A 22,971-nucleotide genomic window follows, 5' to 3' on the forward strand; every position below is an offset into this window, starting at 1 on the left:
TACGGGTCCTTATTGGGTCTGCATGGCCTGCATCTGGGGCGTGCCAGGTGCGGCGGCGCCACGTGCTGCGCGTTCTTCACGCAGCAGTTGTTCGGCGCGGGCGCGTTCGGCGGGCGGCAGCTGCTGATCAACGCGCTGGGCAAGTTCCAGGGCCTGCGGGGTGTTCTTGGGCAGGGCCAGTTGGCTGAAGACGTAGGCATTGACCAGGTTCGGCTGGATGCCCTTGCCCTGGGCGTACATCTGGCCCAGCGCGAAGTCGGCATTGATCTGGCCGTTGCGTGCGGCACTGAGCAGGTGCTCCAGGGCCTTGTCCGGGGCGATGTCGCCCAGGTAGCCGCGCAGGTAGATCTGGCCCAGCAGATAGTTGGCGGTGGGCTCGGTCGGGGCCGCCTTGAGCAGGTGTTCCTCGGCCTTCTTCGGATCCAGGGGCACCAGCTTGCCTTCGTAGTAGAGGCGGCCCAGCAGGAGTTCGGCGCGGGGCTGGGAGGCGGCGCGACCCTTCTCCAGGTAGCCCAGCATCTGCTCGGTATCGCCCTGGCCGGGGTACTCGTACAGCAGCTTGGCCAGGCTTACCCAGGCAGCGGGGTAGGTCGGTGCCACGGCTTCGAGCATTTCCTGGGCCTTGCCTTCATCGGGCTTGCCGATATCGGCGTCGGCCAGTACCTGAGCCACTGATTCCACGCGCTGGGCGGGAATGCGCCCGGCCTTGTAGCCGGCCATCAGTTGGTCCAGCAGTTTCTGCTGGGCTTCGGCATTGCCTTGCTTCTGATAGACCGTGGCCAGCTCGACGTAGCAGACGTCGGCGACCGCCAGGTTGCGGGCACAGATCTGTTCGATCTCGCCCAGGTGCTGATCGTAGGTACCCTGGGTGCGATAGACGAGGATCTGCGCCAGGTCTGCCTGGATGTGGCCTTCGGCGCGCCACTTGGCGATACGTGCTGGGACGTTCACGGATGGGAAGTCCTGCGGGTACTGCAGATAAAGCATCACCAGCGGTAGCAGGCTGCTTTCTTCACCGGCTTCGAAGGACTCCTCCAACAGTTGCGCGGTTTCGCGGCGCTCGGCCTGACTCAGCGCAGTCTTGCGCGCCAGCAGTTTGCCAAGGCGGGCCTTGGCGCGGGGCGACTGGTCCATGGCCTGGCGATAGGTCTGCTCGGCCTTCTGCAATTGCTCCGGATCGCCACTGGCGACCTGCATGTCGGCCAGACCGACCGCGGCATCGGCATAACCGAGATCGGCCAACTGGCGGAAGTTCTGCTCGGCAGTGGTGCTGTCGCCGCGCTTCAGGGCCTCGCGGGCGAGGCGTTCGTCCGGAAGTCCCGCGCAGCCGGCCAGGGCGATAGCCGCGGCCAGCAGCAGGACGGGGGTGGCGTGATGGGCCATGGTCGCGCCCTCCTCAGAAGCCCGCGGCCAGGGCGCGGTCGATCAGCCAGTCGAGGGACGGGCCGCGATCGATGCTGACTTCCACCGGCTGGCCGGCGAAAGTGCTGGGCAGCGGCTCGTCGGGCTGGATGGTGGCGCGGATGTCGGCGGACATGCTGCCGTCATGCAGGTTGCTGCTGAGGATCTTGCCGTGGCGCACCTGATCTTCGCCGGCGACCTGGAAGGTGACGCGGGCACCCGGTTTGGCCTGGGCGATGTTGCGGAAGGGGAAGCGCGCCTGGATGGTGGCCTGGGTGTCCTGGGGCACCAGTTCGAAGATCACGTCGCCCTTGCTGGCGAACTGGCCGTCGGCCACGAGCTGGCGCGCGATCTTGCAGTTGCAGGGGCTGGTGAGGGTGCCCTTCATCTGCTTGCCGAACAGTTCTTCGACGTTCTTCGGAGTGAGCTGGTCGTCGGTCAGGTGGCCCTTGAGCATCTCCAGCATGGTGGCGTTGAAGGATGCGATGGGCGCGCCTTTCTCCACGCTGGCGTCGGCGCTTACCAGGCTCTGTACCGTGCCTTCGCGGGGCATGGTGACCTGCATGGAGGGCACTGCCACCATCGCCGAGTCAGCGTGGGTGACGAAGTACAGGCCGTACAGTGAGTTGAGGATGTAGGCGAAGGCACCGACGCCAACGACGAAGATGCCGGCGCTCAGGCCGACTGCCTTGAGGCGGGCGAGGGGGCCCATGCCGCCACCGGCGCCACCTTTGCGCGGTTTAGTGAAGTTCTCGCGCTGCAGGGTGTTGAGCAGGTCGCCGGCGCTGACCAGTTCGCCCGAGAGGTGCGAGCTGATGAGGTAGCGCAGGGTGGCGATGTCGCGCGGCTGAAGGCCATGGAAGACGCAGCCGACGCGCTCGTTGCGCGAATCCACGGCGCGTACCTGGAACTCCACGTCCAGGCCCAGGCTGAGGCCGTCGATCTGGAACATCAGGCGGCCCTTGTGGTGGTCGCCGATGTTGGCGCTGGCGCGGCCGGCGGTGAAGGCGAAACCTCCGGCGGACACGTCCAGCAGCGACGCTTCGAAGCGTTCGCCACGGGCGATGTAGCGGATCTTGCCGGGGATTTTCACCCGCGCGTGCTGGCGCTGGGCTTCGGATTCATGCACCACATTGAGATTGACGGCTGTATTCATGGCTTCGATTCCTGTCAGGTTCCTTGTGCTCACACGATCGCCAGCAACGTGGCGATGAATACGCTGGTTGCGGAGAAGGTCATGGCGCGTGAGGACCAGGTGTTGAACCAGCGCGAGAAGCTCGCGAGGTCACGGTTGAGCTTGGTGTTCTGGCGGGTCCAGGACTGCTGGTCGAGGCGGAAGAAGACGTAGATCTTCACCAGGGCCCCGACGATCTGGTTGTAATAGAGGATCAAGGGGTAGGCCGGTCCGATCCGGTGCCCCGTAATGCTGAGCAGCAGGGTCAGGACGAAACGGGTGAGGCCGATCCACAGGAGGTACACCAGCAGGTAGGCGATGCTGTACTTCAGGCTGGCGATGATGGCCACGGCCAGACCCAGCAGGCAGGTCCACATCGACGCACGCTGGTCGGCCAGCACCACGGTGGTGAACCAGCCGAGGCGACGTGGGCCGAGCGCGAGGGCGCGGGAGTTCTGCCGCAGGTTGTTGCCGTACCAGCGGAACATCAGCTTGCGGCTGGCCTTGATGAAGCTCTTCTCCGGCGGGTGCTCGACGGTGTTGATGGCGGCATCCGGAACGTAGAAGGTGTCGTAGCCCAGGCGCATCAAGCTGTACCAACTGGACTTGTCGTCACCGGTGAGGAACTGGAAACGACCCAGACGCCAGTGGTCCAGGTGATCGCTTTCCACGTCGGCGATGAAGTCCGGATCGGTCACCACGCTGGCACGGAAGACCGACATCCGCCCGGTCATGGTCAGCACACGCTTGGAGAGTGCCATCGAGCACATGTTGAGGTGGCGCTGGGCGAACCGCAGCTTGTGCCACTCGCTCATGATGTAGCTGCCGCGTACCTCGCAGAACTCGTTGGTGGTCAGGCCGCCGACATTCGGGAAGAGCTTGAACCAGGGCACGGTCTTCTTCACAACGCCTTCGGCCAGCACCGTGTCGCCGTCGATCACCGCCACGACCGCGTTCGAGTCCGGCAGTTGCCGCGAAATGGCGCGGAAACCGTAGGCCAGGCCATCGCGCTTGCCGGTGCCGGGAATACGCACGAAGTCCAGCTTGACTCGCGGCGGCGGTGCGAGCTTCGTCCAGAGGTTCTTCACCAGCAGCTCATCGGACAGCTCGACGATGGAGCAGACAACAGTGGTCGGGTAGCCGCAGTCGATGGCTTCCTGGATCACCGAGCGGTAGACCATGGCGGTGGTCAGGGCCTCGATGCGGAAGCTCGTCACCATCAGGAATACGTGGGACGGGTCCGCTGCGTTGCCGAGTTTGGCCAGGCGCCGCTTGTACCAGGGGTAGACGAAGTAGAGGAACAGCGTGCCGCGCACGAAGTGCAGGGCGCCCATGGAATAGCGCCAGATGCCCACAGCCCCGATCAGCAGCAGGAAGTGCTTCGAATCGGGGTCGAATACGGACTTCGGCAGTGCCAGTGCCAGCAGCATCAGTGCGAGGAGGTAGAACAGCCAGCCCGAGGCTTCGAGCAGGCCATGCTTGATCTTGTCCATAGAGTCGTCCTGGGATCGTTGCGGATGCCCCCTTCCCGAGGGAAGGGGGCAGGGCGCTCAGAACCTGTTTACGATCTCGCGAGCTAGAGAAGAACAAGGCGAAAATGGGTGAGGAAGCGGAATTTACGAGTGGTAAATGAGCATTACTCGCTCTGCTCGCCCTTCGGGCCGCGCTAAAGCGCGTTAGCCGCAAGCGGCTTTCCGAAGCCATTTTCAACGCAGTTATTCCGACGCGCAGCGGATCGCAAGCAGGTTCTTACCAGCAGATCCCCTCGGCGTTGCCTTGGGTGCCCTTGGGCATGAAGCCCACCAGGTCGATCACCTGCTTGCCGGCTGGAGCCTGTTGGGCCAGCGGGGCGAACAGCTCGTCACGGTTGCCCAGGACGATGATGTCGGCCTTGTCGACCACCGAGTCGAAGTTGCTGTCCAGCAACGAGGACACGTGGGGGATCTTCGACTCGATGTAGTCCTTGTTGGCGCCGTGGACGCGGGCGTACTCGACGTTGCGATCGTAGATGCTGAGGTCGAAACCCTTGCCGATCAGCATCTCGGCCAGCTCCACCAGGGGGCTTTCGCGCAGGTCATCGGTACCCGCCTTGAAGGACAGGCCGAGCAGAGCGACCTTGCGCTTGTCATGGCTGGAGATGATGTCGAAGGCTTTCTGTACCTGGCCGGCGTTGCTGCGCATCAGCGAGCCGATCAGCGGGGACTCCACGTCCAGCGAAGTGGCGCGGTAGTTCAGCGCACGCACGTCCTTGGGCAGGCAGGAACCGCCGAAGGCGAAGCCGGGACGCATGTAGTACTTGGACAGGTTGAGCTTGTTGTCCTGGCAGACCACGTCCATTACCTCGCGGCCATCGACGCCAACCGCCTTGGCGATGTTGCCGATCTCATTGGCGAAGGTGACCTTGGCCGCGTGCCATACGTTGCAGGTGTACTTGATCATTTCCGCCACTTCGATGTCCTTGCGGATGATCGGGGCGTCGAGCTCGCGGTACAGGGTTTCCAGGACGTCGCCAGCAGCCTTGTCCAGCTCGCCGATGACGGTCATGGGTGGGTAGTCGTAGTCCTTGATCGCGGTGCTCTCGCGCAGGAACTCGGGGTTCACCGCTACGCCGAAGTCCACGCCGGCCTTCTTGCCGGAGCAGTCTTCGATGATCGGGATCACCACGTTCTTCACGGTGCCCGGCAGCACGGTGCTGCGGACTACCACGGTGTGGCGATCGGCCTTGTCGCGCAGGGCGAAGCCGATCTCGCGGCAGACGCCCTCGATGTAGTCCAGCGACAGGTCGCCGTTCTTCTTGCTCGGAGTGCCGACGCAAATGAAGGAAACCTGGGTATCGCGAACGGCACCGGCGACATCGGTAGTTCCGCGCAGGCGGCCACTCTTCACGCCTTGCTGCAGAAGTTCTTCCAGACCCGGTTCGACAATGGGCGATTTGCCATTGTTGATCAGGTCGATCTTGGTCTGAGAAACGTCGACACCGACAACTTCATGACCACGAGCAGAGAGGCAGCCGGCGCACACTGCACCAACATAGCCCAAACCGAAGATGCTGATTCGCATCGTATTCACCTCGTCCTTTAAGCACGCTGTTTAATATGTGACGTTAGTGTCACTTCCGTTTGCACCTTTATGTCGCAGTTGCAACTTTAAAGTGCACAGGCATGAGTAATACCGGACGCCAAAGTTAGGGCGCCTGAACTGGGCATGTCGTATTGCTTGCCCGGGTAGAGTCCTGAGCTGATCGCCGCGTGGGCTCTGGCTCGTTGGTTTTGTCCAGTAGGTCGAGTTTGTTGCGCTTCTCCTTAACTAACTTATTTGGCTTTCGCCAGATAAAAACTACCCCTCGGCTCGCGCCGATAGTTTTCAAGGCAGTTTGAGATCACACCGAAATATGGTGTGAAGAATTAAGTCACGGGGGTATGAGTGTCCATCTTTTCGGATAGTTCCTACCGTTCGTCCCTGATTTTGCTTATTGCAGTTTTTTGACTACGCCCCGTGTAAGGCTCGTGGCATTCTCAGAGTTGGCGCGCCCGGGAAAAGTTCCAATCATGCAGTTTGCAATTTATCGGTGATTGCATTTTGCAACTTGGCCACTATCGCGGGGCAACTTGGCCACTATCAAGAAAACAAGTTGGCCAGTATCAAAGGCAAACTTGTGCCACGCATATGATCTTGAAGTGATATTGAAATTGCGATGGCCATTGAATGGCATCGCGCAGAGGTAGGGGTGCGCTGCGCACATCAGCGGATCTTGCGCCGCGAGGGAATGGGAGCGGTGCGCATGGCGCCCCTGGGAATGCGCGAGGCACAAACGAAAACCCCGCCGGATGGCGGGGTTCGTGGGGTCAGTCCTGGGGCTGGTCTCGCAGGAACACCAGGCTGTCAGGCTTGGAGTGCTCCGCCGAGTAGCGGTAGCCCTGATAGCTGAAGTCCTTCAGGCCGGCGGGGTCCTGCAGGCGCTCCTTGATCACGTAGCGGGCCATCAGGCCGCGGGCCTTCTTGGCGTAGAAGCTGATGATCTTGTACTGGCCGTTCTTCAGGTCCTTGAACTCGGTATCGATGATGCGGGCGTTCAGGGCCTTGCGCTTCACCGAGCTGAAGTACTCGTTGGAAGCGAGGTTGAGCAAGATGTCGTCACCCTGGGCTGCGAGGGCTTCATTCAGCCAGCCGCTGATGCGCTCACCCCAGAAGGCATAGAGGTCCTTGCCGCGGGCGTTTGCCAGCTTGGTGCCCATTTCCAGACGATAGGGCTGCATCAGGTCCAGCGGCCTCAGCAGGCCATAGAGGCCGGAGAGCATACGCAGGTGCTGCTGGGCGAAGTCGAAGTCGGCCTCAACGAAGTCTTCGGCGTTGAGGCCGGTGTAGACGTCGCCCTTGAAGGCCAGCAAGGCCTGCTTGGCATTGCCTGGAGTGAAGTCCGGGTGCCAGCTGCCGTAGCGCGCGGCGTTGAGGCCGGCGAGCTTGTCGGACAGGTGCATCAGCTCGGCGATCTGCGCGGGACTGAGTTCGCGCAGTTGCTGGATCAGCTCCTGGGCGTGATCGAGGTACTCCGGCTGAGTGAAGCGCGAAGTGACCGGTGGGGTCTCGTAGTCCAGGGTCTTGGCGGGGGAAATCACCAACAGCATTGAATCGTCTCCTTCGGGAACGGGACGATTCTAGGGATTTGCGTCGGTTGGCTCCACCTATCCCGCCGATAGGCAGGTTGGATGCAGGCGCGGATTCGCCGCCAAGGTCAGAAAAATCGGGAAAATTCGGGGGAGGGGACTTTCGACTTTAACGGGCGCTTTCCTACACGCCAAGGGCTTTTTGTCTTGCTGTGAAAAAAGACTCGTACAGGCAAAAAAGTTCTTTTTTCTGTCATCCCGAATGGAGTATTAACAAATCAGACCGCCGAACCCTGCAGACAGGTGGCGGCCATCGGCCCTCACCTTGTTGGCACCTTCTCCCTACCGGTACGACCCGGAGCGGGGAGGTCGGCGGCCCTCCGCGGCGGAGCGCCTCCTTGGCATTCCGTCGCCTGGCCCTATAAGAAGGTGACCGAGTATGGATGACCACGGACGCTCCCGCCCTACCGCTCCAACCTTGTACGCGCTCGACACCAACGTCCTGATCCACGATCCCAACGCATTGTTCAATTTCCAGGAACACCACGTGGCCATTCCGATGACCGTGCTGGAGGAACTGGACAAGCTGAAGACTGGCAAGCAGGGTGTTGCCGCTGAATGCAGACAGGCCATCCGTAACATCGACAAGATCCTCAGCGGTGCCACCCCTGAGGAAGTGGAGCACGGAGTACCCATCCAGCGAGAGAAAAGCGGCCCCTGCGGCTTCCTCTCGATTCTCATGAGCAAACACGCAGCTCCCATCACCTGGCTGCCTGAAGACCTCAACGACAACAAGATCATCAACCAACTGGTGGAGCTGAAGAGCCGCAGGCCGGGCATGTCCGTGGTGCTGGTGACCAAGGACATCAACATGCGCCTGAAAGCGCGCGCCTGCGGGATCGACTCGGAGGACTACCACACCGACCAGTTGGTGGATGATGTCTCCCTGCTGTCCCGTGGCTACCACGACATGCCCGGGTCGTTCTGGGATCGTGTGAGCAAGGTGGAGACGCGCCAGGACCATGGACGTACCTGGCATCGTGTGCAGCTCACCGACAACCTGCCGGCAGTGCACGTCAACGAGTTCATCGTCGACGAGCAGGGTTTCGTGGGCTGGATCAAGGGCATCAAGGCCGATGAGCTGCTGATCCTCGACCTGCATCAGGAACCGCTGTTACACCAGGAAGCCTGGGGCTTGCGTCCGCGCGACGTGTACCAGGCGCTGGCGCTCTACGCGCTGCTTGACCCGGATATCCATCTGGTCAACCTCAGCGGCGCGGCGGGTTCGGGCAAGACCATCCTGGCGCTGGCCGCTGCCATCGAGCAGACCATGGTCAGCAAGCGCTACCGGCGCATCATCGCCACCCGCAGCGTGCAGGGACTGGACCAGGAAATTGGCTTCCTGCCCGGTACCGAGGCGGAGAAGATGGAGCCCTGGCTGGGTGCGATCACCGACAACCTCGAAGCCCTGCACATGGATGATGAGAACACCCATGGCAGCGTGGACTACATCCTCAGCAAGGTGCCACTGCAGTTCAAATCCCTGAACTACATCCGTGGCCGCAGCTTCCAGCAAAGCCTGATCATCATCGACGAGTGCCAGAACCTGACGCCGCACCAGATGAAAACCATCATCACTCGTGCGGGCACCGGGTCCAAGGTGATCTGCCTGGGCAACCTGGCGCAGATCGATACCCCTTACCTTTCCGCCCCCAGCTCGGGCCTGACCTACCTGACCGAACGCTTCAAGGACTTCCCCCACGGCGTGCACATCACCCTCCAGGGCGTGCCGCGTTCCGTGCTGGCCGAGTACGCCGAAGCTCATATGTGACCCTCGACTCCCGCCGGGCGGCAGCTGCCGCCCGGCGGGGATTTCTGTATACAATCTGTCTCCTGTCCAAGGAGACTTTTAGTGCTTACCCATCTCGATGCCCAGGGCCGCGCCAACATGGTCGACGTCACCGACAAGGCGGTGACCTCCCGTGAAGCGACGGCCGAAGCCCGTGTGCGCATGCGCCCGGAAACCCTCGCCATGATCCAGTCCGGCGGCCACCCCAAGGGCGACGTGTTCGCCGTGGCGCGCATTGCCGGCATCCAGGCGGCAAAAAAGACCTCCGATCTCATTCCACTGTGTCACCCATTGATGCTCACCAGCGTCAAGGTAGAGCTGGCAGCGGAAGGGGAAGACTGCGTGCGTATCGTCGCCCGCTGCAAACTGGCCGGGCAGACCGGCGTGGAAATGGAAGCGCTGACCGCCGCCAGCGTGGCCGCCCTGACGATCTACGACATGTGCAAGGCGGTCGATCGCGGCATGACCATTGAAAACGTACGCCTGCTGGAAAAGTTGGGCGGCAAGAGCGGCCATTACCAGGCCGGGGAGTAATGATGATTCGCGTGCAGTATTTCGCCCGTTACCGTGAAGCGCTCGGCATCGAAGGCGAGCAGCTCAACTGTGACCCGGCGTTCGCGAAACTGGATGATCTGCGCCAGCACTTGCTGGCCCGTGGCGGCGTCTGGGAAGTCCTCGCCGAACAGAACCTGATGTGCGCCCGCAACCAGGAGCTCTGCAGCCTGGACGAAGCCCTCAGCGACGGTGACGAGGTCGCCTTCTTCCCGACGGTCACCGGAGGCTGAGATGGCCATTCGCGTGCAGGAAACCGCCTTTGACCCCGGTGTTGAACTCAACGCGCTGCACGCGGCCAATGTTGGCATTGGCGCGGTGGTCGGCTTCGTCGGCTATGTGCGCGATTTCAATGATGGCCAGGATGTGGCTGGCATGTTCCTGGAGCACTATCCGGGCATGACCGAGAAAGCCCTGGAGAAAATCGCGGCCGAAGCCCGGGGACGCTGGCCGCTGCTCAATGTGGATATCCTCCACCGCATCGGCCGCCTGGAGCCGGGCGAGCCGATCGTCTTCGTCGGTACAGCCAGCGCCCATCGTCAGGCGGCGTTCGACGCCTGCAACTTCATCATGGACTTCCTCAAGACCCGCGCACCCTTCTGGAAGAAGGAAGACACCGCCGAAGGCCCGCGCTGGGTGGAAGGGCGGTGCAGCGACAAGGCCGCTGCCGAGCGCTGGAAATGATCCCGGCCGGGGCTGCTTTTCCTGTGAGGCGAATTTATTCGCGAAGGGCAGCGTAGCTGCCCACGGGGGGCTCCCAATGGCAGGCCTGCGGCCTGTTTGGCGAATGAATTCGCTCCTACAAGGTTCGAACAAGCCTGGCCTTTGCCGGGCTTTTTCATAGGTGATTGACGATATGTACATTTGAGTCCAGTATGGACTCACAAGTACAAGTTAGCGGCATCCACGATGATCCACAGCCAGCTACTCATTCCATTCCCATGCCGGCCAGCCCTGGCGGCGCCTTCTTCTGCCTCGAATATCCATTCCGAACCGGCTTGCCCTGCAATGTGGCGAGCCTCCATCCGTAATGCGGGAGTCGCACCATGAAGAAACTCGTTCTGCTGGGCAGCCTTGCCCTGAGCCTGCTGGCCTCCAGCGTTTTCGCTGCTGACAAGCCCTTGCGCATCGGCATCGAGGCGGCCTATCCACCTTTCGCCTTCAAGACCCCGGAAGGGCAGATCGCCGGCTTCGACTATGACATTGGCAATGCCATGTGCGAGGAAATGAAGGTGAAGTGCCAGTGGATCGAGCAGGAATTCGATGGCCTGATCCCTTCCCTGAAGGTGAAGAAGGTGGACGCGGTGCTGTCCTCCATGACCATCACCGATGAGCGCAAGAAGTCCGTCGACTTCACCGGCAAGTACTACTACAGCCCGGCGCGCCTGGTGATGAAGAAGGGCACCGCGGTCGACCCGGAATTCAAGAGCCTGGTGGGCAAGACCATCGGTACCCAGCGCTCTACCACCACCGATCGCTTCGCCACCGAGGTCCTGGAGCCCAAGGGCATCAAGATCGTGCGCTACAGCACCCAGAACGAGATCTACCTGGACGTGCTTTCCGGCCGCCTGGACGGTGTGCTGGCTGACGTCTTCCCGCTCAACGAAGGCTTCCTCAAGACCGATAACGGCAAGGGCTACGAGTTTGTTGGGCCGGTCCTGAACGATCCGAAGTACTTCGGCGAAGGCGCCGGGATCGCCGTGCGCAAGGGTGATAACGAGCTGCGCGAGAAGTTCAATGGCGCAATCAAGGCCCTGCGTGAGAATGGCAAGTACCAGGCGATCCAGGCCAAGTACTTCGATTTCGATATCTACGGCGATTGAGTCCTGCCGCTGTGAAAAGCCGCGCATCTGCGCGGCTTTTTTTGTCTGGAAGAAAGCAGTCAGAGCGCTGCACGGGCTACCTCAGGACTGGGGTGAGGGTTGCCTCCGGTTGGCTCGGTGCCTGGCCATTTCGTGAATGAATTCGCTCCTACGGGGAGCTTCCACACGCCAACGAAAAAGGGAGCCCGAAGGCTCCCTTTTTCATTCAGCGTCCCATCCTCAGTGCAGGATCTGCCCGAGGAACAGCTTGGTCCGCTCGTTCTGCGGGTTGTCGAAGAACGCGTTGGGCTCGTTCTGTTCCACGATCTCGCCCTTGTCCATGAAGATCACCCGGTTGGCCACGGTGCGCGCGAAGCCCATCTCGTGGGTCACGCAAAGCATGGTCATGCCGTCATGGGCCAGGCCGATCATGGTGTCGAGCACTTCCTTCACCATCTCCGGGTCGAGCGCCGAGGTGGGCTCGTCGAACAGCATGATCTTCGGCTTCATGCACAGTGCACGAGCGATGGCAACGCGCTGTTGCTGGCCGCCGGAAAGCTGCCCTGGGAACTTGTGCGCCTGCTCCGGAATGCGCACGCGCTCCAGGTAATGCATGGCGACTTCCTCGGCCTGGCGCTTGGGCATCTTGCGAACCCACATGGGGGCCAGGGTGCAGTTCTGCAGCACGGTGAGGTGCGGGAACAGGTTGAAGTGCTGGAACACCATGCCCACTTCGCTGCGGATCGCCTCGATGTGCTTGAGGTCGTTGGTCAGCTCGGTGCCGTCGACGACGATGCGACCTTGCTGGTGCTCCTCCAGGCGGTTGATGCAGCGAATGGTGGTGGACTTGCCGGAACCGGACGGGCCGCAGAGGACGATACGCTCGCCCTGCTGCACGTCGAGGTTGATGTCCTTCAGGACGTGGAACTGGCCGTACCACTTGTTCACGCCCTGCAGTCGGATGATCGGCTCGCCGGCGGTTTTCTTGCTTGCTTCAGTCATGGAATGACTCCTAACGCTTGTGGCTGGTGTCCAGCTTGCGCTCCAGGCTCATGGAGTAGCGGGACATGCCGAAACAGAAGATCCAGAACACCAGGGCGGCGAAGACGTAGCCTTCGGTGGCCATACCCAGCCAGGCCGGGTCGGTGGTGGCTTGCTTGATGCTGTTGAGCAGGTCGAACAGGCCGATGATGATCACCAGGCTGGTGTCCTTGAACAGCGCGATGAAGGTGTTGACGATGCCGGGAATCACAAGCTTCAGGGCTTGCGGCAGGATCACCAGGCCCATCATCCGCCAGTAGCCCAGGCCCATGGCCGCAGCGGCTTCGTACTGGCCCTTGGGGATGGCTTGCAGGCCGCCACGCACCACCTCGGCGATGTATGCCGACTGGAACATGATCACGCCGATCAGCGCTCGCAGCAGCTTGTCGAAGGACAGGCCTTCAGGCAGGAACAGCGGCAGCATCACCGAAGACATGAACAGCACGGTGATCAGCGGCACGCCGCGCCAGAACTCGATGAAGGTCACGCAGATGACCTTGATCGCCGGCATGTTCGAACGCCGTCCCAGCGCCAGCAGGATGCCCAGCGGCAGTGCACCGACGATACCCACGGCAGCAATCACCAGGGTCAGCATCAGGCCGCCCCACTGGCTGGTGGAGACGGTGGACATACCGAGGAAGCCGCCATGCAGCAGCCAGTAGGCGACGAGCGGATAGATCACCAGGAATGCCAGTCCGTACTTGGCCTTCTGCTGGAAGCGCGGGATGAACAGCGGCGCAGCGCCGATGATCGCGATCCACACCGCCAGGTCCACGCGCCAGCGCAGGGCTTCGGGATAGAAGCCGTACATGAACTGCGAGAAACGCACCTTGATGAAGACCCAGCAGGCGCCTTCGCTGGTGCAGTCGGCACGGGTGGTGCCGCTCCAGTCGGCCTGGAGGAAAGCCCACTTGATCAGCGGCGGCAGGATCAGCCAGACCAGGTAGATGGCGAACAGGGTCAACAGAGTGTTGAACCAGTTGGAGAACAGGTTGGCGCGTAGCCAGCCCACTGCGCCGACGCTCATCCGGGGTGGCGGCTGGTCGGGCTTGAATACGTGTGTCGTCATGGTTCGGACCTCACCGCTCGACTAGCGCAATGCGCTTGTTGTACCAGTTCATCAGCAGGGAAATGCTGATGCTGATGGCCAGGTAGACGCTCATGGTGATCGTGATCACCTCGATCGCCTGGCCGGTCTGGTTCAGCACCGTACCGGCGAACAGCGAGACCATGTCCGGGTAGCCGATGCCGGCCGCCAGGGACGAGTTCTTGGTCAGGTTCAGGTACTGGCTGGTAAGCGGCGGGATGATCACGCGCAGGGCTTGCGGAATGATCACCAGGCGCAGGGTCTTGGCGGCGGGCAGGCCCAGGGATCGCGCGGCTTCGGTCTGGCCGTGGCTGACCGCCTGGATGCCGGAGCGCACGTTCTCGGCGATGAATGCCGCGGTGTACACGGTGAGCGCCAGGGTCAGGGCGATCAGTTCCGGAATCACCACCCAGCCGCCACGGAAGTTGAAGCCCTGCAGTACCGGCATGCTCCACTCGAAAGGCGCGCCGAACACCAGCGACACCAGGCCCGGAATCACTACCAGCAGTACCAGGGCAGTGAGCAGCACCGGGAAGCGCTGGCCCGTGGCCTCACGCCTGGCCTTGGCCCAGCGGGCAGTCCCGACGATCGCCGCCAGTACCAGTACCAGGCTGATCAGGAACGGCCAGAAGCCATCGGCGATGGTTGGCGCCGGCATGTACAGGCCGCGGTTGTTGAGGAAGAAATGCTCGCCGATGGCCATGCTCTGGCGCGGCCCCGGCATGGGCAGCATGACCGCGAAGTACCAGAAGAAGATCTGCAGCAGCGGCGGGATGTTGCGGAAGGTCTCGATGTAGACGGTCGCCAGCTTGCGCACCAGCCAGTTCGGCGACAGGCGCGCCACGCCCAGGATGAAGCCGAGGATGGTGGCGAAGATGATACCGATGACCGAAACCAGCAGCGTGTTAAGCAGACCGATGACGAAGACGCGGCCGTAGCTGTGGCTTTCGTTGTAGTCGATCAGGTGTTGGGAAATCCCGAAGCCGGCGCTTTGTTCGAGGAAATCGAAGCCGGACAGGATGCCGCGCTGTTGCAGGTTGTGCTGGGTGTTCTGGAACAGATACCAGCCCAGTGCCACGACTGCGACGACGGCGATGATCTGGAATAGCCACGCACGTGCCTTGGGATCGGTCCAGACCGAACCTTTCGGGGCACGCGGGGCGTTGGCAGGTTTTTGCATGACAGCCCTCTGGGAACCACTGGCCGACCGGATGGGGGACGGCGGCCAGGGTTCGCGTTGAAACGGAACTCAAACCCGGCAGCCACGTCATGTGGCCGCCGGGCGACGGTCAGCGCACCGGCGGTGCGTACTGCAGACCGCCCTTGTTCCACAGGGCGTTGAGACCACGCTCGATCTTCAGCTCGCTACCGGCACCGATATTGCGATCGAAGATTTCACTGTAGTTACCAACTTGCTTGACGATCTGCACCGCCCAGTCCTTCGGCAGTTTCAGGTCCTTGCCGAATTCGCCTTCAGTGCCCAGCAGACGAGCAATGTCGGGGTTCTTGGTGGACTTGGCCATTTCCTCGACGTTCTTCGAGTCGATGCCCAGTTCCTCGGCGTTCACCATGGCGAACAGGGACCAGCGCACGATGTCGAACCACTCCTCGTCACCCTGGCGTACGGCCGGGCCGAGGGGCTCCTTGGAGATGACTTCCGGCAGTACCACGTACTCGTCCGGGGCAGCCAGCTTGATGCGCTGTGCATAGAGCTGGGACTGGTCGGAGGTCAGCACGTCGCAACGACCGGACTCAAGCGACTTGGCGCTCTCGTCGGAAGTGTCGTAGGTGATGGGGGTGTACTTCAGGTTGTTCGCGCGGAAGTAGTCGGACAGGTTCAGCTCGGTGGTAGTACCGGCCTGGATGCAGACGGTGGCGCCATCGAGTTCCTTGGCGCTGGAAACGCCGAGCTTCTTGTTCACCAGGAAGCCTTGACCGTCGTAGTAGGTCACGCCGGTGAAGTTCAGGCCCATGGCTGCGTCACGGGAGCTGGTCCAGGTGCTGTTGCGCGAAAGGACGTCGACTTCGCCGGACTGCAGCGCGGTGAAACGTTCCTTGGCGGTCAGCGGGCTGAATTTGACCTTGCTGGCATCGCCGAACACGGCGGCGGCAACGGCACGGCAAACGTCAACGTCGATGCCTTTGTAGTTGCCCTTGCCATCGGCATACGAGAAGCCCGGGAGGCCGTCGCTGATGCCGCATTGTACGAAGCCTTTCTTCTTCACCGAGTCCAGGGTAGCGCCCGCCTGCGCGAAACCGCTGACACCGAGAACGGTTGCCGCGGTCAGCACGGCCAGGGTGGATTTCACCATCTTCATCAAAAACCTCCAGTTGCTTTTATTGGTGTTGGAGTCTCGGTCCCACCGCCGTACCCTCGTGAGGCAGGTTCAACCTTTCATGCACTGGAAAAGGTCAACCGGGGTGTCAGACCTAAGGAAGGAGTCTAGTTGGCGCTGCTCCGCTCGCCACCAGACCTTTCCTCGCCCATTGGTCAAATGGGCTGGAGACGGATTGCGCCACCCTCGCACCACGAATGGCACCAGGTGATCGCCTGCAAGGTAGCAACCTGAGTTGCTACCCAACCCGCTGCACGCCAGGGCAAGTGTTACCGAACCCGGGCGCAATATTCAGTCTGGAGCTCGTTAGCAAAGGACGTACCAGCCAGGTGCCAGTAGGCCTATTCCGATAGGTCAATAGGTAAAGTTTTAGCGGTGCGACATCTTTTTCAGTTATCAAACCACCCCTTCCAATGTCATCGCCCCACAACTGTGCAGATGCACCACAACGGAGCCACACATGAGCGACACACTGATCCTCGAGCCCCCACATCGTGCCGATGCCTGCATTATCTGGCTCCACGGCCTCGGCGCGGATCGCTATGACTTCCTGCCAGTGGCCGAGGCCCTGCAGGAAGTGTTGGGTACAACCCGCTTCGTGCTACCGCAGGCACCGACTCGCGCCGTGACCATCAATGGCGGTTGGGCCATGCCCTCCTGGTACGACATCCTCGCCATGAGTCCGGAGCGCGCCATCAACGAGGCCCAGCTGGAAGAGTCGGCGGAACAGGTCATGGCCCTGGCGCAGGCACAGGTCGACGGTGGCATCGAGCCGCGCCGCATCTTCCTGGCCGGATTCTCCCAGGGCGGCGCAGTCGTCCTGCACACGGCCTTTCTGCGCTGGCCGGATGAGCTGGGTGGTGTGCTGGCGCTTTCCACCTACGCACCGACCTTCAGCGATGAAATGACACTGTCGGATACAAAACGACAACTGCCAGTCCTTTGCTTGCATGGCACTTTCGACGATGTGGTGCTTCCCGCGATGGGGCGCTCCGCCCACGATCGCCTGGTGGCCGCCGGGGTCCCCGTGGAGTGGCGCGACTATCCAATGGCCCACGAAGTATTGCCGCAGCAGATCCGCGACATCGGCACCTGGCTGGTGGAACGGCTGCACAGCTGAACTGCAACCCTTCAGAACAAGAAGCGACCATGGCCCAGACCTTAGCTCCGCCCATCGCCAACCTGCGCGATATCGAAGAACTCGAGCGTCTTTCACTGGAACAGCGCGGCATGCCGGACAGCACCTACGAGCTGATCCGTCGCAGCGCCGAGCGTTACCCAAGCAAGCGAGTCATGACCTTCCTGCTTCAGGGCGACGCTGAAGAGACGCCCGTCGAGCTGACCTATGGGGAGCTGCTGGCGCGGGTGACCCAGGCCGCCAACGCCTTCCACCATCTGGGTGTGCGTCCGGGCAAGGCGGTGTCCTTCCTGCTGCCGAACCTGCCCCATACGCACTTCACCATCTGGGGCGGGGAGGCGGCTGGTGTGGTCAATGCCATCAACCCGCTGTTGGAGCCGGAGCACATCGCCGAGCTGGTCCATGCCGCCGACTCCAAGGTGCTGGTGACCCTGGCGCCGTTCCCCGGTACTGATCTCTGGGACAAGGTTGCCAGCCTGCGTGACCGTTTGCCCGAACTGGAAGCCATCGTCACGGTCGACCTGGCCAATCTGCTGCCTGAGCCGCAGCGCAGTGCCGTCAAGGCTCAGCGCGGAGCGTTGCCCGAAGGTGTGCTGGATTTCGATGAGCTGCTCGACCGCTTTCCCTCCGACCACTTGCAGAGCGGTCGGGTGATTGCGCCGGATGATGTGGCCTCCTATTTCCACACCGGTGGCACCACCGGAACGCCTAAGCTGGCGCCCCACAGCCACCGCAACGAAGTGGCCATGGCGATGATCCTCGCTTACGCGATCAACCTGGGTGAGGGCGACAATACGCTCTGCGGGCTGCCACTGTTCCACGTCAACGGCGTGATGGTCACCGGACTTGCCCCATTCTTCGCTGGAGCGGAAATCCTCATCGCCACGCCACAGGGCTATCGCAACACACGGTTGATCCAGAACTTCTGGAAAGTCATCGAACGCTATCGCGTGAGTTTCTTCAGTGGTGTGCCGACCATCTATGCCGGCCTGCTGCAGGTACCCAGCGAGGGGCACGACCTGTCCAGCCTGCGCTACGCCTTGTGCGGCGCTGCACCCATGCCGGTCGAGCTGATCCGCCAGTTCGAGGCCAAGACCGGCCTCAAGCTGATCGAAGGCTACGGCCTGACCGAGGCCACCTGCGGCACTTGCGGCAATCCGGCCCACGGCGAGCGCCGGCCAGGCTCCATCGGCATGCGCATGCCCTATTGCCAGGTGAAGATCGCGGTACTCGACGAGCAGGGCCAGTACCTGCGCGATGCTGCCTCCGATGAGATCGGCAACCTCTGCGTGCGTGGCGTGACCGTGTTCAAGGGCTACTTGCAGGCGAGCAAGAACAAGGACATCTGGGTCGATGGCGACTGGTTCAACACCGGTGATCTTGGCCGCATGGACGCCGACGGCTACATCTGGCTCACCGGCCGCAGCAAAGACCTGATCATCCGCGGCGGGCACAACATCGATCCGCAGATGATCGAGGAAGCCCTGCATCGTCACCCTGGCGTGGCCATGGCCGCTGCTGTGGGCAAGCCGGACGACAAGGTTGGTGAACTGCCTGTGGCCTATGTGCAGCTCAAGCCTGGTGCCGTCGTCAGCGAGGCCGAGTTGCTGGCGCACGCATCGCTTCATGTGCCCGAGCGCGCGGCAGTGCCCAAGGATGTGTGGATCATCGAGGCCATCCCGGTGACCGCGGTAGGCAAGACCTTCAAGCCGGCGCTGCGCTTGGACGCCACTCGCCGAGTGCTGGAAGAAGTACTGGGGGCTATCGCCCAAGGCGTGACGGTGGAGATGGTGAACGATGATCGCCACGGTCAGGTCGCCGAGATCCGCGTACCGGGGCTGGATGCGTCACTGCGGGCGCTGCTGGAAGCACGCATGGCGGGCTACTCGGTGAAGTTCCGACTGATGGCTTGAGGCCATCTACACTGTCCTCAGAAGGCCGCCTCCGGGCGGCCTTCTGGTCACTGCAACATTGATTGTTTGGCGCCAGCGCCCTGGGTAGTTGTCCGGGGCGTTTCCGTGCGTCCATAAAACTGTTGCGAAATTGTGGCGAATATCAGGAATTGTCGCGTTCCTTACCGATATCCTGCCGCCCGTCGGCCCAACTTTGGGCGGGCATTGTCAGTCCAAAAGTGCGGGAATACTGTCGCACTGGGTTAACAACTGAGACAGGGATCGTTAGCGGTGCCGTCCGCTTCGACTGCCATCCGAGGCCGTTGCAGCCATGAAGCATGTCCACTGGCAAGAAGACATGGCCCTGTTGGGCCGACTGCGTCTGTTCCAGAACGTCACGGCGAGCAGCCTCGGGCAATTGCTCAAGGAGTTCCGCGCCTGCGACCTGGATGCCGGCGAGATTGTGCTGAGTCCGTTCAACCGCAACCAGTACCTTTATCTCGTTGTGAGCGGGAGGTTGAAGGTTTACCTCGGCTCGCTGGACAACAATCCCGTCAGCTCCATAGGGCCGGGAGAGTGCGCCGGTGAGATCAGCTTCATCGACAACGACCATCCTTCGGCCTACGTGGTGGCCGCAGAACCCACTACCGTGTTGCGTCTGCATCGGCAATCGCTCGTCAGCCTGTTCCAGCAGTCGCCGCAGTTGATGCAGAACCTGCTGGAAGTGCTTTGCGACCGTGTGCGTCAGGGCAACCGGATCATTCTCGACACCGAGCAGAACGCCAAGATCGACACCCTGACCGGGCTCTTCAACCGGCGCTGGCTGGAGCAGATCTACCAGCGCGAAAGCACGCGCTGTTCCTTCAATGAGCAGCCAATGTCGATGCTCATGCTGGATGTCGACCACTTCAAGTCATACAACGACCGCCACGGGCACCTGGCAGGGGACTACGCGCTTTGCCTGGTGTCCCACACCCTGCGCAACCAGCTGCGACCCAAGGACAGCATGGCGCGCTACGGCGGCGAGGAGTTCGTCATCCTGCTTCCGGAAATGGGCGGCGAAGAGGCCCGCACCATCGGCGAGCGGCTGCGGAGCAGCCTGGAGCAGATCCCTTCCTTCTATTCACCGCTGGGCGTATTGCCCGGCGTGACCATCTCAATCGGTCTCGCGGAGATGCAGCGTCCGGACAGCCTGCAGGGCATGATTTCACGGGCCGACAACGCGCTCTACCAGGCCAAGCAGGATGGGCGTAACCGGCTGAACGGGTAATTTCATCCCTGCATTACATTTCCGCTTCCTTCAAACGTCTGTTTGCTAGAGTCCGTTCACTACAAGACAGCCGGGAAGCTGGACATGCGTAAACTCCTTATCGCTTTGCTATTGCTGGCGGCCGCTGGCCTGGGGATCTTCTTCTACCTGCCGGGGTTCCTCGACCGTGAAATGAACACGGTAGCCGCGCCGCCACCCTATCGCGCCTCGGACGAGGCCGAGCAACTGCACAAGACCCTGTTCGTCGCCGACCTGCACGACGATGCGCTGCTGTGGAACCGCAACCTGCTGGAGCGCCATGACTTCGGCCACAGCGATCTGCCCCGCCTGCTCGAAGGCCATGTCGGCCTGCAGGTGTTCTCCACCGTCACCAAGACCCCGCGCGGCCTCAACTACGAGCGCAATGGTTCGGACACCGACGACATCACCCTGCTGGTCATGGCCCAGCGCTGGCCCCGTGCGACCTGGCACAGCCTGCTGGAACGTGCCCTGTATCAAGGCAAGAAGCTGGAAGAAGCCGCAGCCGGCAGCCAGGGCAAGCTGACCCTGGTGCGCAGCCGCGATGATTTCGCCAGGTACCTCGCCTCATGGGAGAAGGATTCGAACCAGACGGCCGCCATCCTTGCGACCGAAGGCCTGCATCCGCTGGAGGGCAGGCTGGAGAACGTCGACCGTATGTATGACGCGGGTTTCCGCATCATGGGCCTGACGCATTTCTTCGATAACGAGGTTGGTGGTTCCGCCCACGGCCTGGAGAAGGGCGGTCTGACCCCCTTCGGCCGCCGGGTCATAGCCCACCTGGAAGAGAAGAAGATGCTGGTGGACCTGGCCCATGCGTCCCGTGCGCTGATCGACGACGTGCTGAACATGGCCGAGCGTCCGGTGCTGGTGTCCCACACCGGTGTCGAAGGCACCTGCCCGGGCACCCGGAACCTCAGTGACGCACATGTTCAGCGCATTGCCGCCACCGGCGGGGTGATCGGCATCGGCTACTGGGACACCGCAGTGTGCGAGACCTCGGTGAAAGCCATCGTCACGGCGATTCGCTATGTCGCCGACAAGGTGGGCGTGCGACACGTAGCGCTGGGTTCGGACTTCGACGGCGCCGTGCACACCCCGTTCGACACCAGTGGCCTGGCGCAACTGACCCAAGGCCTCAAGGACGCCGGATTCAGCGAAGCGGACATTGCCCTCATCATGGGCGGAAACGTTCGCAGGTTGCTGCTGGAGACGCTTCCGTAGTCCAAGTCAAGCCCTTGAATGCCCGCAGCTCTTCGCCCTGCGGGCATCTTGCTTTACACTGGCGGCCGTTCATTCCTTAATCAATCGACGAGACCACCGTGCTCAAAGCACTCAAGAAGATTTTCAGCAAGGGTGAAGAGCCGCAGGCCGGCCCCACCCCAACCGCTCCAGCCCCCGCCCGTACCGACAAGGAAGAGCGTCCGGCCAAACCGAAGAAAGCGCCTCACGAAGCAGGCGAAAAGGCCGAAGGCTCCAGCGAACGCCCGCCCCGTGGCGAGAAAAAGCCCCGCAGCGACAAACCCAAATCCGACAAGCCGCGTCGTGAGCGCCCGACCAAGGCTGCGCGCCCTGTGGATAACTGGAAGCTCGAAGACTTCGTGGTGGAGCCCCAGGAAGGCAAAACCCGCTTCCACGACTTCAACCTCGATCCGAGCCTTATGCACGCCATCCACGATCTGGGCTTCCCCTACTGCACCCCGATCCAGGCACAGGTCCTCGGCCACACCCTGAAGGGCAAGGATGCAATCGGCCGTGCCCAAACCGGTACCGGCAAGACCGCCGCCTTCCTGATTTCCACCATTACCCAGCTGCTGCAGACCCCGCCACCGAAAGAGCGCTACATGGGCGAGCCGCGCGCGCTGATCATCGCGCCGACCCGCGAACTGGTAGTGCAGATCGCCAAGGATGCCCAGGCACTTACCAAGCACAGCGGCCTGACCGTGATGAGCTTCGTCGGCGGTATGGACTTCGACAAGCAGCTCAAGCAACTGGAATCGCGCTTCTGCGACATCCTGGTCGCCACCCCCGGCCGGCTGCTGGACTTCAACCAGCGCGGCGAAGTGCACCTGGACATGGTCGAAGTGATGGTGCTGGACGAAGCCGACCGAATGCTGGACATGGGCTTCATTCCGCAAGTGCGCCAGATCATCCGCCAGACTCCGTTCAAGGGGGAGCGCCAGACCCTGCTGTTCTCGGCCACCTTCACCGAAGACGTGATGAATCTGGCCAAGCAGTGGACCGTCGACCCGGCCATCGTCGAGATCGAGCCGGAAAACGTTGCCAGCGAAACCGTTGAACAGCACGTCTACGCCGTGGCTGGCAGCGACAAGTACAAGCTGCTCTACAACCTGATCGCCCAGAACGACTGGACCCGCGTCATGGTCTTCGCCAACCGCAAGGACGAAGTGCGCCGTATCGAGGAACGTCTGACGAAGGACGGCATCAGCGCCGCCCAGATGTCCGGTGACGTGCCCCAGCACAAGCGCATCAAGACCCTGGAAGGCTTCCGTGAAGGCAAGATCCGCGTACTGGTGGCCACCGATGTCGCCGGCCGTGGTATCCACATCGACGGCATCAGCCACGTGATCAACTTCACCTTGCCGGAAGATCCGGACGATTACGTCCACCGCATCGGCCGTACCGGCCGCGCTGGCGCCAGCGGCACCTCCATCAGCTTCGCTGGTGAGGACGATGCCTTCGCACTGCCGCCGATCGAGGAGCTGCTGGGGCGCAAGATCAACTGTGAGATGCCTCCGGCCGAACTGCTCAAGTCGGTGCCGCGCAAGCACCACTGAGGTTCAGTG

Annotated in this window: 19 protein-coding genes; 10 read left to right on the plus strand and 9 right to left on the minus strand. The window is 62.0% G+C overall.

Annotation, left to right across the window (positions count from 1 at the left end):
* Positions 1-9: 9 nt before the first annotated feature.
* The 5 genes from algK to yaaA all read right to left on the minus strand — a co-directional run bounded on the left by algK (position 10) and on the right by yaaA (position 7,200).
* A complete protein-coding gene (gene algK / locus SA496_RS03525; RefSeq protein ID WP_330115056.1) occupies positions 10-1,383 on the minus strand; it encodes an alginate biosynthesis TPR repeat lipoprotein AlgK in 1,374 nt (457 codons plus the stop codon).
* 13 nt (positions 1,384-1,396) lie between these two features.
* On the minus strand, positions 1,397-2,557 hold the full coding sequence (locus SA496_RS03530) for an alginate biosynthesis protein Alg44 (RefSeq protein WP_120652763.1): 1,161 nt from the start codon (positions 2,555-2,557) through the stop codon (positions 1,397-1,399).
* 29 nt (positions 2,558-2,586) lie between these two features.
* Positions 2,587-4,068, minus strand: coding sequence for a mannuronan synthase (gene alg8 / locus SA496_RS03535; RefSeq protein WP_120652762.1), 1,482 nt, complete (start codon positions 4,066-4,068; stop codon positions 2,587-2,589).
* A 256-nt stretch (positions 4,069-4,324) separates the two neighbouring features.
* Positions 4,325-5,635 carry a GDP-mannose 6-dehydrogenase gene (gene algD / locus SA496_RS03540; protein ID WP_120652761.1) on the minus strand — a complete coding sequence of 437 codons (1,311 nt, stop codon included), beginning with the start codon at positions 5,633-5,635 and terminating at the stop codon, positions 4,325-4,327.
* 785 nt (positions 5,636-6,420) lie between these two features.
* On the minus strand, positions 6,421-7,200 hold the full coding sequence (gene yaaA, locus SA496_RS03545) for a peroxide stress protein YaaA (protein WP_120652760.1): 780 nt from the start codon (positions 7,198-7,200) through the stop codon (positions 6,421-6,423).
* Between the two features lie 418 nt (positions 7,201-7,618).
* Here yaaA and SA496_RS03550 point away from each other — a divergent pair, with 418 nt between their 5' ends.
* The 5 genes from SA496_RS03550 to SA496_RS03570 all read left to right on the plus strand — a co-directional run bounded on the left by SA496_RS03550 (position 7,619) and on the right by SA496_RS03570 (position 11,403).
* Complete coding sequence (locus SA496_RS03550; protein WP_120652759.1) at positions 7,619-9,010, plus strand: PhoH family protein; 1,392 nt, start codon at positions 7,619-7,621, stop codon at positions 9,008-9,010.
* Positions 9,011-9,091: 81 nt separating this feature from the next.
* Positions 9,092-9,562, plus strand: a complete 471-nt coding sequence (gene moaC / locus SA496_RS03555; protein WP_280359425.1) for a cyclic pyranopterin monophosphate synthase MoaC — start codon at positions 9,092-9,094, stop codon at positions 9,560-9,562.
* A gap of 2 nt (positions 9,563-9,564) precedes the next feature.
* The gene (locus tag SA496_RS03560) at positions 9,565-9,813 is read left to right on the plus strand and encodes a MoaD/ThiS family protein (RefSeq protein ID WP_120652757.1); all 249 of its coding nucleotides are present in this window, start codon (positions 9,565-9,567) and stop codon (positions 9,811-9,813) included.
* A 1-nt stretch (position 9,814) separates the two neighbouring features.
* Complete coding sequence (moaE, locus tag SA496_RS03565) at positions 9,815-10,264, plus strand: molybdopterin synthase catalytic subunit MoaE (RefSeq protein WP_120652756.1); 450 nt, start codon at positions 9,815-9,817, stop codon at positions 10,262-10,264.
* A gap of 362 nt (positions 10,265-10,626) precedes the next feature.
* Entirely contained in the window at positions 10,627-11,403 is a 777-nt protein-coding gene (locus SA496_RS03570; RefSeq protein WP_120652755.1) for an ABC transporter substrate-binding protein, read from the plus strand.
* A gap of 219 nt (positions 11,404-11,622) precedes the next feature.
* On the opposite strand, the gene SA496_RS03575 is transcribed toward SA496_RS03570, so the two are convergent.
* From SA496_RS03575 to SA496_RS03590, 4 genes are all read right to left on the minus strand, one after another.
* Positions 11,623-12,384 carry an amino acid ABC transporter ATP-binding protein gene (locus tag SA496_RS03575; protein WP_077522538.1) on the minus strand — a complete coding sequence of 254 codons (762 nt, stop codon included), beginning with the start codon at positions 12,382-12,384 and terminating at the stop codon, positions 11,623-11,625.
* 10 nt (positions 12,385-12,394) lie between these two features.
* Positions 12,395-13,492 (minus strand): amino acid ABC transporter permease, encoded by a 1,098-nt coding sequence (locus SA496_RS03580; RefSeq protein ID WP_120652754.1) that lies wholly within the window; start codon positions 13,490-13,492, stop codon positions 12,395-12,397.
* Positions 13,493-13,502: 10 nt separating this feature from the next.
* On the minus strand, positions 13,503-14,690 hold the full coding sequence (locus SA496_RS03585; protein WP_120652753.1) for an amino acid ABC transporter permease: 1,188 nt from the start codon (positions 14,688-14,690) through the stop codon (positions 13,503-13,505).
* Positions 14,691-14,799: 109 nt separating this feature from the next.
* Entirely contained in the window at positions 14,800-15,828 is a 1,029-nt protein-coding gene (locus SA496_RS03590) for an amino acid ABC transporter substrate-binding protein (protein ID WP_120652752.1), read from the minus strand.
* Between the two features lie 478 nt (positions 15,829-16,306).
* Here SA496_RS03590 and SA496_RS03595 point away from each other — a divergent pair, with 478 nt between their 5' ends.
* The 5 genes from SA496_RS03595 (at position 16,307) to rhlB (ending at position 22,962) form a co-directional block, all read left to right on the plus strand.
* Positions 16,307-16,966 (plus strand): alpha/beta hydrolase, encoded by a 660-nt coding sequence (locus SA496_RS03595; protein ID WP_120652751.1) that lies wholly within the window; start codon positions 16,307-16,309, stop codon positions 16,964-16,966.
* A gap of 29 nt (positions 16,967-16,995) precedes the next feature.
* Positions 16,996-18,897, plus strand: a complete 1,902-nt coding sequence (locus tag SA496_RS03600; protein ID WP_120652750.1) for an acyl-CoA synthetase — start codon at positions 16,996-16,998, stop codon at positions 18,895-18,897.
* 310 nt (positions 18,898-19,207) lie between these two features.
* On the plus strand, positions 19,208-20,146 hold the full coding sequence (locus SA496_RS03605; protein WP_120652749.1) for a GGDEF domain-containing protein: 939 nt from the start codon (positions 19,208-19,210) through the stop codon (positions 20,144-20,146).
* An 84-nt stretch (positions 20,147-20,230) separates the two neighbouring features.
* Entirely contained in the window at positions 20,231-21,388 is a 1,158-nt protein-coding gene (locus SA496_RS03610; RefSeq protein WP_120652748.1) for a dipeptidase, read from the plus strand.
* A gap of 98 nt (positions 21,389-21,486) precedes the next feature.
* Positions 21,487-22,962, plus strand: coding sequence for an ATP-dependent RNA helicase RhlB (rhlB, locus tag SA496_RS03615; RefSeq protein ID WP_120652747.1), 1,476 nt, complete (start codon positions 21,487-21,489; stop codon positions 22,960-22,962).
* The last annotated feature ends 9 nt before the right edge of the window (positions 22,963-22,971 follow it).

It is taken from the genome of Pseudomonas sp. JS3066 (assembly GCF_036328175.1).
Taxonomy (GTDB): domain Bacteria; phylum Pseudomonadota; class Gammaproteobacteria; order Pseudomonadales; family Pseudomonadaceae; genus Metapseudomonas.

Coding starts and splice junctions, on each gene's coding strand:
- SA496_RS03590 (WP_120652752.1), bottom strand. CDS start 15,828: ATGAAGATGGTGAAATCCACCCTGGCCGTGCTGACCGCGGCAACCGTT.
- alg8 (WP_120652762.1), bottom strand. CDS start 4,068: ATGGACAAGATCAAGCATGGCCTGCTCGAAGCCTCGGGCTGGCTGTTC.
- algD (WP_120652761.1), bottom strand. CDS start 5,635: ATGCGAATCAGCATCTTCGGTTTGGGCTATGTTGGTGCAGTGTGCGCC.
- SA496_RS03595 (WP_120652751.1), top strand. CDS start 16,307: ATGAGCGACACACTGATCCTCGAGCCCCCACATCGTGCCGATGCCTGC.
- SA496_RS03580 (WP_120652754.1), bottom strand. CDS start 13,492: ATGACGACACACGTATTCAAGCCCGACCAGCCGCCACCCCGGATGAGC.
- SA496_RS03585 (WP_120652753.1), bottom strand. CDS start 14,690: ATGCAAAAACCTGCCAACGCCCCGCGTGCCCCGAAAGGTTCGGTCTGG.
- SA496_RS03610 (WP_120652748.1), top strand. CDS start 20,231: ATGCGTAAACTCCTTATCGCTTTGCTATTGCTGGCGGCCGCTGGCCTG.
- SA496_RS03530 (WP_120652763.1), bottom strand. CDS start 2,557: ATGAATACAGCCGTCAATCTCAATGTGGTGCATGAATCCGAAGCCCAG.
- algK (WP_330115056.1), bottom strand. CDS start 1,383: ATGGCCCATCACGCCACCCCCGTCCTGCTGCTGGCCGCGGCTATCGCC.
- SA496_RS03600 (WP_120652750.1), top strand. CDS start 16,996: ATGGCCCAGACCTTAGCTCCGCCCATCGCCAACCTGCGCGATATCGAA.
- SA496_RS03570 (WP_120652755.1), top strand. CDS start 10,627: ATGAAGAAACTCGTTCTGCTGGGCAGCCTTGCCCTGAGCCTGCTGGCC.
- moaE (WP_120652756.1), top strand. CDS start 9,815: ATGGCCATTCGCGTGCAGGAAACCGCCTTTGACCCCGGTGTTGAACTC.
- yaaA (WP_120652760.1), bottom strand. CDS start 7,200: ATGCTGTTGGTGATTTCCCCCGCCAAGACCCTGGACTACGAGACCCCA.
- SA496_RS03605 (WP_120652749.1), top strand. CDS start 19,208: ATGAAGCATGTCCACTGGCAAGAAGACATGGCCCTGTTGGGCCGACTG.
- SA496_RS03575 (WP_077522538.1), bottom strand. CDS start 12,384: ATGACTGAAGCAAGCAAGAAAACCGCCGGCGAGCCGATCATCCGACTG.
- SA496_RS03550 (WP_120652759.1), top strand. CDS start 7,619: ATGGATGACCACGGACGCTCCCGCCCTACCGCTCCAACCTTGTACGCG.
- SA496_RS03560 (WP_120652757.1), top strand. CDS start 9,565: ATGATTCGCGTGCAGTATTTCGCCCGTTACCGTGAAGCGCTCGGCATC.